We start from the raw sequence: 11388 nt of genomic DNA on the forward strand, positions 1-11388 counted from the left end.
GCGCCCGCGCGCAAAACCGGTTAGACTGCGCGTCAGCTTCGGCCGGGCATGCTCGGCCCACGGGCACGGCATCCGGGTTCAGCCCCGGTGTCCGGGCTCGTTCTGCGTGTGGTCGCATCGTCGCACGAGCGGGCAGGGTCCGGTCTTGCGGCGGCGCTCAAGGGATCGAGTTCGCCCGCGTGATCGAAACCGTGATGGTCTTCGCCCTCGGCTTCCTGGTGGCGATCCTGTGCGCGCTGCTGGCGCTGCCCGCCGTGAACGCGCGCGCCGCCCGCCTGGCGCGGCGCCGGACGGAGGCGCAGCTGCCGCTGTCCGTCGGAGAGATCGCCGCCGAGAAGGATTTTCTGCGCGCCGAGTTCGCGGTGCGGCAGCGGCGGATGGAGCGTGCCGTCGAGGACGCGCGCGCCAAGCGCCAGGCCGACATGGCGGCCCTCGGCAACCGCACCATGGAGGCGGCCGCCCTCGCGCGCGACGTCGCCGCCCGCGACGCCGAGATCGCCGAGGCGCTGGCGCTTCGCGGTCGTCTCGAGAACGAGCTTTCGACCGCGCAGGCCGACGGCTCGTCGAGCCTCGCGACCCTGCTCGCCCTGGAAGAGGCGCATGCCGACCTCCTGGACAGCCTGCTCGCCGCGCGGAACGCCCTCGGCACGGTCGAGGACGTCCCATCCGCTGCAGGCGCGGCGGAGAGCGAGGGCAGCGTGCGCGAAAAGCTCGCGGCCACCGAGGCGGCGCTCGCCAAGGCCGTGTCCGACCGCGGGGAGGCGTTCGAGCGCGAGAATGCGGACCTTCGCCGGCGCATCACCGAGGTGGCCGACACCCTGACTCAGCGCGAGCGCCTTCCGCCGGTGGCGGCCTACGCGATGCGTGCCTCCTCGCACTGAGCGGCCGTCGAGCCACCAAAATCCTAGGGTTGCGGTTGCGAAACCGCGCCGCGATGCCTTGTTTCCACCACGCGATGGCATCATCGCACCGCCATCCCCCCCTCTCGATCCGACAGATGGAACGACGCCCCATGGCCTTGAAGCTCATGTCCCTCGCCCTCGCGCTCGGCCTGGCCGTGTCGTTCTCCGCGCCGGCCTCGGCGGCGCCCGAGACCAAGCGCGGCAACGAGACCCTGAAGAAGTACTGCACCGGCGATTACCTGAACTATTGCGGCAACCTCGCCCCCGAGGACCCGAAGCTCGATGCCTGCTTCGAGAAGAACTGGAAGTCGCTGTCCGAGAATTGCCGCCGGGCGATCGACGCCTACGAGGCGACCAACGGCGACAAGAAGGGCTGAACCGCCCGCTCGACCGAGCCGGTTCGGAGCGAGGCTGTGGCGCGCGAACGCTCGCCTCGCGTTCCGGCAACGGCTAAGGTGCGATCCTCCCTTGGGAGGACCGCCCCAGAAGTGCCCGCCGGACCCTCCGCGATGCCGCCCACCCGCGTCCTGACGTTGACCCTCGCCACAGGCCTCGCCGCGCTCGCGCTGGCAGGGTGCGGCCGCCGCGGAGCCCTCGAGCCGCCGGGCGCCTCGGCGACGACGCCGCAAAGGAGTGCGGCCCAAGGCACGCCTACGGCGACGGCCGGACCCCGGACCCTTCCGCAGAGCACCGGCCTCGGCGGCGGCACGCCGGAGCCCGATCCGTCCGCGGTCCGCGACGGCGACGAGCTGCCGCCCTCCGCGCTCGCCCCGGCCTCCGGCACGGAGGCGCCGGTCGAGACCGGCCGCGGGGCCAAGCGCGGCTATCGCATCCCGAAGGATCCCTTCATCCTCGATCCGCTGCTGTAGCGCGCCGCTCCCGCGCCGGATCGCACGGCGCCCTCGTCTTCCACCCTGCTCTCCCGCCCCGGGGGGGGGCTTCCCCGCGGACGGGATCTCGAGCCGAACGGCAGATCTCGACGCTTCCCGGACACGGCCGAACGATGCACCATTTCCAGGATCGCGATGGACGCCTGCACGCCGAGGACGTCGACCTGACGGCCCTGGCCGAGCGGGTCGGGACGCCGTTCTACTGCTACAGCACCGCAACCCTGGAGCGGCACTTCCACGTCTTCGCCGAGGCGTTCTCGGGCGACGACGCGCTGGTCTGCTTCGCCATGAAGGCGAATTCCAACCAGGCCGTGCTGGCGACGCTCGCCCGACGGGGCGCCGGCATGGACATCGTCTCCGAGGGCGAGCTGCTCCGCGCGCTTCGGGCCGGGGTCGACGCGCAGAAGATCGTGTTCTCCGGCGTCGGCAAGACCCGCGACGAGATGGCGGCAGCGCTGAAGGCCGGGATCTACTGCTTCAACGTCGAGAGCGAGCCCGAGCTGCTGGCGCTGTCCGAGGTGGCGACCAGCCTCGGGATCGAGGCGCCGGTCTCGATCCGGGTCAATCCCGACATCGACGCGGGCGGCCACGTCAAGATCTCGACGGGCAAGTACGAGAACAAGTTCGGCATCCCGATCACGCGCGCGCCCGCCGTCTACGCCCTGGCGGCGACCCTTCCGGGCCTTGCGATCCACGGCGTCGACATGCATATCGGCAGCCAGATCACCGATCTCGCGCCGTTCGAGAATGCGGCGCGGCTGCTCACCGGGCTGGCCGGCCGGTTGATCGCCGAGGGCCATCCGATCCGCCACATCGATTTCGGCGGCGGCCTCGGCATCCCCTATCGCGACGACAACGCAGCCCCGCCGGACCCGGCGGCGCTCGCCGCGACGATCCGCCCGCATTTCGCCCCGCTCGGCCTGCGGCCGGTCTTCGAGATCGGCCGGATGATCGCGGGCAATGCCGGCATCCTGGTCACCCGCGTGGTCTACGTGAAGGAAAGCGAGGGCCGCACCTTCGTCATCGTGGATGCCGCGATGAACGACCTGATCCGGCCGACCCTCTACGAGGCCTATCACGCCCTCCGCCCGGTGGAGGCTCCGGCCGCCGACGCGCCGCGCGTGACGGCGGACGTGGTCGGACCGGTCTGCGAGACCGGCGACTATCTCGCCCTGCAGCGCGAGATGCCGCGGGTCGTCGCCGGCGACCTGATCGCGGTGATGACCGCGGGCGCCTACGGAGCGGTCCAGGCCGGCACCTACAACACCCGCCGCCTCGTGCCCGAGGTGCTGGTCAGCGGTTCGCAGGCGGCGATCGTGCGCCCGCGCCAGAGCTACGACGCGCTGATCGGCCTCGACCGGATGCCCGACTGGCTCGCCTGAGCGCCGGCCGTCGCGTCAGTGTCCCGGTGCTGCCATCGCACCGGGCTTGTCGTGGGTGCCGAGGCGTTCGACCAGGGTCGCGCTCGCGCGGTCGAGGCCGACGATCTCGACCGCCCGGCCGTGACGGCGGAACTTCAGCACGACCCGGTCGAGGGCATTGATCGCGGTGATGTCCCAGAAATGCGCCGCCGAAAGGTCGAGCACGATCCGCTCGGCGTCGTCGCGGAAATCGAACGCGCCGTGGAATGCTTCGGCCGTCGCGAAGAACAGCTGCCCGGTGACGACGTAGGTGCGGACCACGCCCTCCCGGCGGCTCTCGACGCGGAAGACGCGGGCGACCTTGCGCGCGAAGAACACGCCCGACAGCAGCACGCCGACGAGGACGCCGCGGGCGAGGTCGTGGGTCGCGACCACCACCGCGACGGTGGCGAGCATCACCACGCTGGACGAGCCCGGGTGCCGGGCGAGATCGCGGATCGAGCGCCAGGAGAAGGTCTGGATCGAGACGAAGATCATCACCGCCACCAGCGCCGCCATCGGGATCTGCCGGACGTAGGCGCCGAGCGCGACGATCAGGAACAGTAGGAAGCAGCCCGCCCACAGGCACGACAGGCGACCGCGGGCGCCGGAGGTGACGTTGATCACCGTCTGCCCGATCATGGCGCAGCCGGCCATGCCGCCGAAGAAGCCCGAGACGATGTTGGCGGTGCCCTGGCCGAGGCATTCCCGGCTCTTGTCGCTGCCGGTATCGGTCATCTCGTCGACGATCGCCGCCGTCATCAGCGATTCGAGCAGGCCGACCATGGCGACCGTGGCGGCGTAGGGCAGGATGATCCGCAAGGTCTCGAAGCTCAGAGGGACCTGCGGCGGCAGGAACGAGGGCAGGCTGCTCGGCAGCGCGCCCATGTCGCCGACCGTACGGATCGGCAGCGCCAGCGCGATCGCGGCGATCGTCAGGAGGACGATGCAGACGAGCGGGGAGGGCACCGCCCTGGTGAGGCGCGGAAGGCCGTAGATGATCGCCAGCCCGATCGCGACCATCGCGTAGACGGTCGGACCGCGCCCGATCAGCTCGGGCATCTGCGCGAGGAAGATCAGGATCGCGAGGGCATTGACGAAGCCGGTGATCACCGAGCGCGAGACGAAGCGCATCAGGTCGCCGAGCCGCAGCAGGCCGGCGCCGATCTGGATCAGGCCGGCGAGGATCGAGGCGGCCAGCAGGTATTGCAGGCCGTGCTCGCGCACCAGCCCCGCCATCACCAGGGCCGTGGCGCCGGTGGCGGCCGAGATCATCGCCGGCCGTCCGCCGACGATCGCGGTGGTCACCGCGATGCAGAACGAGGCGTAGAGCCCGACCTGCGGATCGACGCCGGCGATGAGCGAGAAGGCGATCGCCTCCGGAATGAGCGCGAGCGCGACGACGGTGCCGGCGAGGAGCTCGCGCGGCACGTGCGGGGCCCATTCGGCCCGCAAGGTTTGAAAGGTCATGCAAAGGATCCGGTCCGCGCCCGCGGAGGGCGGCGTGCGGGCTCATGAGAGACGGGATTTCGACGGGAGACGGTTCGGCGGCCCAAGCACGATGCCCCGTGGAAACGGGGACCGCGGGGCGTCGCGCGCGCTACGGCGGCGTCATCGATGACGGGCGAACGTCTGCCGGAACCATGAGCCCCTGTTAGACAGCGGCACCCGGCCACGCAACCCGCCGCCCGCTCATGCCGGTGCCGCAGCGACGGCGCGCAGATCCGCAACCAGCTCAGCGACGCGCTCACGCTTCGCGTCCCAGGCGAACATGAACCGGGCTCCACCACCGATGAAGGTGTAGAAGCGCCAGCCCCTGCCGCGCAGGCGTTCCATCGTGTCCGCCGGCATCGCCAGGAACACGGCGTTGGCCTGGACCGGGAACATCGGCGCGATGCCGGGCATGTCCGCGACCGCCGCCGCGAAGTCCTGTGCGCAGGCGTTGCCGTGCGCGGCGTTTCTCAGCCACGCCCCGCTCTCCAGCATCCCGACCCAGGGGGCCGAGAGGAAGCGCATCTTCGAGGCGAGCTGCCCCGCCTGCTTGCAACGATAGCCGAAATCCTCGGCCAGTGCGGCGTCGAAGAACACCACCGCCTCGCCGGCATGCATGCCGTTCTTGGTGCCGCCGAAGCAGAGCACGTCGACGCCCGACCGCCACGTCATGTCCGCCGCGCTGCATCCGAGATGGGCGCAGGCGTTGGCGAAGCGGGCCCCGTCCATGTGCAGCGACAGGCCGAGGTCGCGGCAGGTCGCCGAGATCGCCCGCAACTCGGCGAGGGTGTAGACCTGCCCCGTCTCGGTCGGCTGCGTCACCGTCACCACGCGGACCTTCGGGAAGTGGATGTCCTTGCGGTTGGTGGCGAGCGCCCGGATCGCGTCCGGGGTCAGCTTGCCGCTCTCGGTGCGGACCGTGAGCAGCTTCGAGCCGTTCGAGAAGAACTCCGGCGCGCCGCACTCGTCGGTCTCCACGTGGGCGGCGTCGGCACAGATCACGCTGTGGTAGGAGCGGCAGAGCGCGGCCAGCGCCAGCGCGTTGGCGGCCGTGCCGTTGAAGGCGAAGAACACCTCGCAGCGGCTCTCGAACAGGGTGCGGAAGGCGTTCGCCGCGCGTGCCGTCCAGGCATCCTCGCCGTAGGCCGGCGCATGCCCCGCATTGGCGGCCGCCATCGCCGCCCAGGCTTCCGGGCAGATGCCGGAATAGTTGTCGCTGGCGAATTGCTGCGCGTCGTCGGTCATCGCTGTCTCTCACCCGTCATGAGCGTCCCTTCGCCAGCCCTGCCGGGACGAGTCCGGCCTGGGATGTCATACCCGACTTAGGACGGCATTGCAGGAGCCGGGCCGGATTGCTGCGCCCGGCATGCCCTGTGCGGGCGGACGACGGCTTTACGCCCTGCGTCCGCGCGGTCACACCGCACGCGGATCGACGTCGCGTCGCCAATCCGGTTGGAACTCGCGGGCGCTTGGTGTAAGAGCCTGCCCAAGGTGCAGATTTGGTGCCGAATCGAGACGGTCCGAACCGCGTCCCGCCCGGGCGATCCCCGGGTCCGGGGCGCTGTCGGTTTCCCGCAACGCTCGCGGGCGTCACGCTGACCGCGCCGACCGAATGCCACGTTCAAACCGGTTCTAGAGGATCCACTCCGTTGCAGGTACTCGTTCGCGATAACAACGTCGATCAGGCGCTCCGCGTCCTCAAGAAGAAGATGCAGCGCGAAGGCATCTTCCGCGAGATGAAGCAGCGCAAGGCCTACGAGAAGCCGTCCGTGCGCAAGGCGCGCGAGAAGGCCGAGGCGGTCCGTCGCGCCCGCAAGCAGGCCCGCAAGACCGCGATCCGCGAGGGCCTGATCGCTGCTCCGAAGCCGAAGCCCCGTTTCGGCGCCGGCGCCCCCCGTCGTCCCGGCTTCCCGTCGATGACCCCGTCCGCTCCGGCCAGCGGCGCTCCGGCGGCTTCCGCCGCCGAGTAAGACGATCCGGGCCGCGAGGCCCGTCGATCGCGATCCTCGAAAAAGGCCCGGCCGCCCTTGCGGTCCGGGCTTTATTTGTTCGTGAAAGGATTTCGGACGACGCCGCGTGCGCCGTCCTCGTATCGGACCGGAACGCGCTCAGGCGGCGCGGGCGGCTTCCGTCGCATGCTCGGCCTGGACCAGCACGTCGAGGGCGCGCCACGGCTTCTGCATGAACACCGCCTGCGCCGGCATCCTCGCATCGCCGCCGGCATCGTAGCCCGAGGTCACCACCACCCGCACGTCCGGCCAGCGGCGCTCGACGGTGCGGGCGAGCGCGAGCCCATCCATGGCGCCCGGCAGGCGGATGTCGGCGAAGAGCAGCGCGACGGTGACGTCGTCGCGCTCCAGGATCGAGATCGCGGCCTCCGCGCTGTCGCAGGCGATCACCCCGAGGTCGGTCTCCTCGAGCACGGCGGCGGCGAGGTTGCGGACCGCGGCATCGTCCTCGACGACAAGGGCGACCGGACAAGGGGAGGGGGCGCGGTCCATGGGACCTCCTTCACGAGATGTTGCGGATGCGGGTTCGATGCCTGACCGGCGACGCGACCTCATGCGTGGGGCGCTGATTCCCGGATGAGCCATGCTGCGCCGTCCGAAGCCGGGTAACAAGAGTCCGAATTCGTCTCAAGCGCATGCCTGCGTTGCGACCGGTTTGGCGAGGATCCGTTCAGGAGCGCACAAACTCCGTGCATGCTGCAGTGCGTTAGCGAACTGTTCATCATCGACAACGAAATGTTACGGTTCGGCGACGGCGCGGCACCGAGCTTGCCCGAGGGCAGACTAGGTGAGGTTCGCGCCAGCGCGATCAGCAAGAGGTTGGCCCCAGCCATGTGCCGCTTCCTGGCCTATAGCGGTGAGCCGGTTTTCCTGTCGGACCTCGTCTGCGCGCCGACGCACTCGCTCGTGCATCAATCGTTGCACGCCGAGCAGGGGAAGACCGAGACCAACGGCGACGGCTTCGGCCTCGGCTGGTACGGCGAACGACCGGAGCCGGGCGTCTATCGCGACATCTCGCCCGCCTGGTCGGACGAGAACCTCGTCAACCTGTGCGGGCAGGTCCGCGCGCGGACCTTCTTCGCGCACGTGCGCGCCTCCACCGGGACGGCGACCGCGCGGACCAACTGCCACCCCTTCGTGAACGGCCGGCACCTGTTCATGCACAACGGTCAGATCGGCGGATACCTGCGGATCAAGCGACGCCTCGAGGCGCTGATCCCGGACGCCCTGTACGACGGGCGTCGCGGCAGCACCGACTCCGAGGCCCTTTTCCTGCTCGCCCTCTCCAACGGCCTTGCCGAGGACCCGATCGGCGCCATGGCCGAGACCTTGGCCACCGTGCGCGACCTGATGAAGGCGGCCGGCATCACCGAGCCGCTGCGCTTCACCGCGCTGCTGACCGACGGCGACGAGCTCATCGCCTATCGGTGGGCCTGCGATGCGCGGCCCCCGAGCCTGTACTATCGCCAGACCGAGGCCGGCCTGGTCGTGGTCTCCGAGCCGATCGACGGCGCCAAGGACGGCTGGCAGGTCGTGCCGAAGGGCGGCACGCTGCGCGCGCGCCGCGGCGGACCCGTCACGGTGAAGGGCCCGGAGCCGGTCAAGCGCAGCATCGCCGCCTGAGCCGGACATCCCGGCCGGTTCGTTCCCGCCGGCGCCTTGCCCCCGGCGGCGTCGAGCGCGACATTGCCTCGGTCGCCGGCCCATCGCGGCCGGCCGGGCAGGGATCGCAGGGCCGACATGTATCCGGACGTGACGCTTCACATCGCCGGCGCCTGGGTCGCCGGTTCGGGCGGCGAGACGCTGCCGGTGCTCAACCCCGCCACCGGCGAGACCATCGGGCGATGCGCCGTCGCCACCCGGGACGACCTCGACCGGGCGCTCGAGGCCGCCGCGCGCGGCTTCGCGCAGTGGCGCAAGGTCTCGGCCTTCGATCGCGGCAAGGTGCTGCGCCGGGCCGCCGACCTGCTGCGGGAGCGCGCCGACGCCATCGCCCGGATCATGACGCTGGAGCAGGGCAAGCCCCTCGCCGAGGCGCGCATCGAGACGATGGCCGCGGCAGACGTCACCGACTGGTTCGCCGAGGAAGGCAAGCGCGCCTACGGCCGGGTGATCCCGCCCCGCGGCGACGGGGTGCTGCAGTTCGTGGTGCGCGAGCCGGTCGGGCCGGTGGCCTGCTTCACCCCGTGGAACTTCCCGATCAACCAGGCCGTCCGCAAGATCGCCGCCGCGCTCTGCACCGGCAATCCGGTGATCCTCAAGGGCCCCGAGGACACGCCGGCGAGCTGCGCCGAGCTGGTGCGCGCCTACCTCGATGCCGGCGTGCCGGGCGATTGCCTCGCGCTGGTCTACGGCGATCCGGCGACGATCTCGTCGTACCTGATCCCGCATCCGGTGATCCGGAAGATCTCGTTCACCGGCTCGACCGTGGTCGGCAAGCAGCTCGCGGCCCTGGCCGGCCAGCACATGAAGCGGGCGACGATGGAGCTCGGCGGCCACGCGCCGGCGATCGTCTTCGGCGATGCCGACGTCGAGAAGGCGGTGGCGGTTCTCGGCGCCAACAAGTTCCGCAACGCCGGCCAAGTCTGCGTCGCGCCGACCCGCTTTCTCGTCCACGATTCGGTGTTCGACCGCTTCGTCGACGGCTTCACCGACCTCGCCTCCAACCTGAAGGTCGGCGACGGCCTCGATCCCGAGACGAAGATGGGGCCCCTGATCCACGGGCGGCGCCTGGAGGCGATGGAAGCGCTGGTCGCCGATGCCAATGCGCAGGGCGCCACGCTGCGCACCGGCGGCAAGCGCATCGGCAACCGCGGCAACTTCTTCGAGCCGACGGTGCTGACCGACCTGCCGCTCACGTCCCGGATCATGAACGAGGAGCCGTTCGGCCCCGTCGCGGCGATCCAGCGCTTCTCCGACGACGCGGAAGCCTACGCGGAGGCCAACCGCCTGCCCTACGGCTTGGCGGCCTACGCCTACACCCGCTCGTCGGAGCGGGCGACGCGGGTGTCGAGCATGGTCGAGAGCGGCATGGTCTCGATCAACCACCACGGCATCGCCCTGCCGGAGACGCCCTTCGGCGGGGTGAAGGAATCCGGCTACGGCAGCGAGGGCGGCTCCGAAGCGCTGGACGGCTACCTCGCGACCAAGTTCGTCACGCAGGCGAATTTCTAGGCCTCGAAGGCAGGTTCACCGCGTCTTCTCTCCCCCCTCCGCGGGGGAGGGAAGGGCGCGCTGATGCCCTCAATAATGCGGCGGTGGGGGCTCGGCGCCGCCGGCAGCCGTGCGAGCGCCCGCCTCCTCGACGCGCTCGATCAGCGATTCCACCTGCCGCCGCAGCCGGTCGATCAGCCGCCACTGCTCGGTGACGGTGCGGTTGAGGTCGTCGATGGTCGCGTCCTGCTCGGTGAGGCGCATCTCGAGATGGTCGATGCGGGCGGACTCGCTCATCGCAGGGCCTCCGGCGGATGGTCGGGCCGCTCGGCCAGCGCCGGCCCCAGCGCGATGCGGCCGTCGAAGACGAAGCAGTCGCCGGTCCAGCGGCTCTCGGCCTCCGGCACGGTCTCGAGGTATTTCAGGATGCCACCCTGGAGCAGATGGACGTGCGCGAACCCGCGCGCCTTGAGGTAGGCGCCGGCCTTCTCGCAGCGGATGCCGCCGGTGCAGAACAGCGCCACTTCCGCACCGGGATCGAGCGTCTCCGCGAACGCGCGAAACTCGCCGAAGCGCGATAGCCCCGGATCGACCGCGCCCGCGAACGTGCCGAGCGCCACCTCGAACCGGTTGCGGGTGTCGACCGCCACCACCCCTGGCCGGTCGAGCAGCGCGTTCCAGTCCTCGGGCGCGACGTAGGTCCCGACCCCGTCGGCCGGGTCGGTGGCGCCGCCGTCGAAGGTCACGATCTCCGGCTTGCGCTTCACCTTCATCCGCGCGAACGGCGGTGCCTCGGCCGTCGACAGCTTGCATTCGAGCCGATCGAGGCGGCCGCCGAACAGGTCGGGCCCGTTCAGGGCGGCGAGGAACGCCGCGATCGCCTCGGCCGAGCCTGCCACCGTGCCGTTGATGCCTTCGTGCGCCAGCAGGAGCGTGCCGGTCAGGCCGAGGTCTTTGCACAAGCCCTCGATCACCGGCGCGAGCGTTGCGGCATCGGGGAGGGGGACGAACTGGTAGAGGGTGGCGACGGTTTGGGGCATGGCGGCGGTGTACCAGGGCCTACCTATCCAGGGAATTCATGCGAGGTTCGGCCCTCCAGCCCGCGACCTCATCCTGAGGCGCCGGAGCGGAGCGGAGGCCTCGAAGGAGCTTCCAGCCGGCCGCGTGATCCCTGGAGGGCTCCTTCGAGGCCCGCTGACGCGGGCACCTCAGGATGAGGTGGGTGGTTCGGCTCGAGTTCGTGTTGCGGGGCGTTTGGCCAAGTCCTGCAGAACGGTCCAATCGCTGCGGATCAGCGCTTCCTTCTTGGCCCGCGTCCAACCCTTGAGGCGCCGTTCCATCGCGATCGCATCGGTGATCCGGTCGAACGACTCCGACCAAACCAGCTCGACCGGTCGCCTCCGGCTCGTATAACCCGGATAGGTCCCGGCCTGATGCTCGCCGATCCGGCGATCGAGCGATTCTCCGCGCGCGGAACCGACATAGTAACTGCCGTCAGCGCATCGCAGGATGTAGACGAAGGCGCTCATCGCACACCCAATTC

At 70.5% G+C, this 11388-nt stretch carries 13 protein-coding genes; 7 read left to right on the forward strand and 6 right to left on the reverse strand.

Going from position 1 to position 11388, the window contains the following annotated elements; translation table 11 throughout:
• Window positions 1-179: 179 nt before the first annotated feature.
• The 4 genes from ACFZ8E_RS05315 to lysA all read left to right on the forward strand — a co-directional run bounded on the left by ACFZ8E_RS05315 (window position 180) and on the right by lysA (window position 3174).
• A complete protein-coding gene (locus ACFZ8E_RS05315; RefSeq protein WP_405042236.1) occupies window positions 180-881 on the forward strand; it encodes a hypothetical protein in 702 nt (233 codons plus the stop codon).
• Window positions 882-1012: 131 nt separating this feature from the next.
• Entirely contained in the window at window positions 1013-1279 is a 267-nt protein-coding gene (locus tag ACFZ8E_RS05320; protein ID WP_147729929.1) for a 3',5'-cyclic-nucleotide phosphodiesterase, read from the forward strand.
• A 132-nt stretch (window positions 1280-1411) separates the two neighbouring features.
• On the forward strand, window positions 1412-1771 hold the full coding sequence (locus ACFZ8E_RS05325; protein WP_147841207.1) for a lipoprotein: 360 nt from the start codon (window positions 1412-1414) through the stop codon (window positions 1769-1771).
• A 134-nt stretch (window positions 1772-1905) separates the two neighbouring features.
• Window positions 1906-3174, forward strand: coding sequence for a diaminopimelate decarboxylase (gene lysA, locus ACFZ8E_RS05330; protein ID WP_405042237.1), 1269 nt, complete (start codon window positions 1906-1908; stop codon window positions 3172-3174).
• A 15-nt stretch (window positions 3175-3189) separates the two neighbouring features.
• On the opposite strand, the gene ACFZ8E_RS05335 is transcribed toward lysA, so the two are convergent.
• Entirely contained in the window at window positions 3190-4662 is a 1473-nt protein-coding gene (locus tag ACFZ8E_RS05335) for a SulP family inorganic anion transporter (protein ID WP_405042238.1), read from the reverse strand.
• A 222-nt stretch (window positions 4663-4884) separates the two neighbouring features.
• Window positions 4885-5928, reverse strand: coding sequence for a low specificity L-threonine aldolase (locus tag ACFZ8E_RS05340; protein WP_243936382.1), 1044 nt, complete (start codon window positions 5926-5928; stop codon window positions 4885-4887).
• 404 nt (window positions 5929-6332) lie between these two features.
• Between ACFZ8E_RS05340 and rpsU the strand changes: the two genes are divergently transcribed.
• Window positions 6333-6653, forward strand: coding sequence for a 30S ribosomal protein S21 (gene rpsU / locus ACFZ8E_RS05345; RefSeq protein WP_243935599.1), 321 nt, complete (start codon window positions 6333-6335; stop codon window positions 6651-6653).
• A 138-nt stretch (window positions 6654-6791) separates the two neighbouring features.
• Here rpsU and ACFZ8E_RS05350 read toward each other — a convergent pair whose 3' ends face one another.
• The gene (locus ACFZ8E_RS05350; protein WP_147725038.1) at window positions 6792-7184 is read right to left on the reverse strand and encodes a response regulator; all 393 of its coding nucleotides are present in this window, start codon (window positions 7182-7184) and stop codon (window positions 6792-6794) included.
• A gap of 339 nt (window positions 7185-7523) precedes the next feature.
• Here ACFZ8E_RS05350 and ACFZ8E_RS05355 point away from each other — a divergent pair, with 339 nt between their 5' ends.
• Entirely contained in the window at window positions 7524-8315 is a 792-nt protein-coding gene (locus ACFZ8E_RS05355) for a class II glutamine amidotransferase (RefSeq protein ID WP_147858564.1), read from the forward strand.
• Between the two features lie 117 nt (window positions 8316-8432).
• Window positions 8433-9866 carry an NAD-dependent succinate-semialdehyde dehydrogenase gene (locus ACFZ8E_RS05360; RefSeq protein WP_243951166.1) on the forward strand — a complete coding sequence of 478 codons (1434 nt, stop codon included), beginning with the start codon at window positions 8433-8435 and terminating at the stop codon, window positions 9864-9866.
• A 69-nt stretch (window positions 9867-9935) separates the two neighbouring features.
• On the opposite strand, the gene ACFZ8E_RS05365 is transcribed toward ACFZ8E_RS05360, so the two are convergent.
• The 3 genes from ACFZ8E_RS05365 to ACFZ8E_RS05375 form a co-directional block, all read right to left on the reverse strand.
• The gene (locus tag ACFZ8E_RS05365; RefSeq protein WP_147725031.1) at window positions 9936-10142 is read right to left on the reverse strand and encodes a SlyX family protein; all 207 of its coding nucleotides are present in this window, start codon (window positions 10140-10142) and stop codon (window positions 9936-9938) included.
• Window positions 10139-10885 (reverse strand): rhodanese-like domain-containing protein, encoded by a 747-nt coding sequence (locus ACFZ8E_RS05370; protein WP_243951165.1) that lies wholly within the window; start codon window positions 10883-10885, stop codon window positions 10139-10141. The genes ACFZ8E_RS05365 and ACFZ8E_RS05370 overlap by 4 nt, the downstream gene beginning before the upstream one ends.
• A gap of 168 nt (window positions 10886-11053) precedes the next feature.
• The gene (locus tag ACFZ8E_RS05375; RefSeq protein WP_243951163.1) at window positions 11054-11374 is read right to left on the reverse strand and encodes a GIY-YIG nuclease family protein; all 321 of its coding nucleotides are present in this window, start codon (window positions 11372-11374) and stop codon (window positions 11054-11056) included.
• Window positions 11375-11388 lie beyond the last annotated feature (14 nt).

The organism is Methylobacterium sp. HMF5984 (assembly GCF_045033435.1).
In the GTDB taxonomy this organism is placed as follows: domain Bacteria; phylum Pseudomonadota; class Alphaproteobacteria; order Rhizobiales; family Beijerinckiaceae; genus Methylobacterium.

Excerpts from the sequence above, each read along its gene's own strand:
- ACFZ8E_RS05375 (WP_243951163.1), bottom strand. The coding sequence starts at position 11,374 with ATGAGCGCCTTCGTCTACATCCTGCGATGCGCTGACGGCAGTTACTAT.
- ACFZ8E_RS05370 (WP_243951165.1), bottom strand. The coding sequence starts at position 10,885 with ATGCCCCAAACCGTCGCCACCCTCTACCAGTTCGTCCCCCTCCCCGAT.
- ACFZ8E_RS05325 (WP_147841207.1), top strand. The coding sequence starts at position 1,412 with ATGCCGCCCACCCGCGTCCTGACGTTGACCCTCGCCACAGGCCTCGCC.
- ACFZ8E_RS05365 (WP_147725031.1), bottom strand. The coding sequence starts at position 10,142 with ATGAGCGAGTCCGCCCGCATCGACCATCTCGAGATGCGCCTCACCGAG.
- ACFZ8E_RS05320 (WP_147729929.1), top strand. The coding sequence starts at position 1,013 with ATGGCCTTGAAGCTCATGTCCCTCGCCCTCGCGCTCGGCCTGGCCGTG.
- lysA (WP_405042237.1), top strand. The coding sequence starts at position 1,906 with ATGCACCATTTCCAGGATCGCGATGGACGCCTGCACGCCGAGGACGTC.
- ACFZ8E_RS05335 (WP_405042238.1), bottom strand. The coding sequence starts at position 4,662 with ATGACCTTTCAAACCTTGCGGGCCGAATGGGCCCCGCACGTGCCGCGC.
- ACFZ8E_RS05350 (WP_147725038.1), bottom strand. The coding sequence starts at position 7,184 with ATGGACCGCGCCCCCTCCCCTTGTCCGGTCGCCCTTGTCGTCGAGGAC.
- ACFZ8E_RS05340 (WP_243936382.1), bottom strand. The coding sequence starts at position 5,928 with ATGACCGACGACGCGCAGCAATTCGCCAGCGACAACTATTCCGGCATC.
- ACFZ8E_RS05355 (WP_147858564.1), top strand. The coding sequence starts at position 7,524 with ATGTGCCGCTTCCTGGCCTATAGCGGTGAGCCGGTTTTCCTGTCGGAC.
- ACFZ8E_RS05360 (WP_243951166.1), top strand. The coding sequence starts at position 8,433 with ATGTATCCGGACGTGACGCTTCACATCGCCGGCGCCTGGGTCGCCGGT.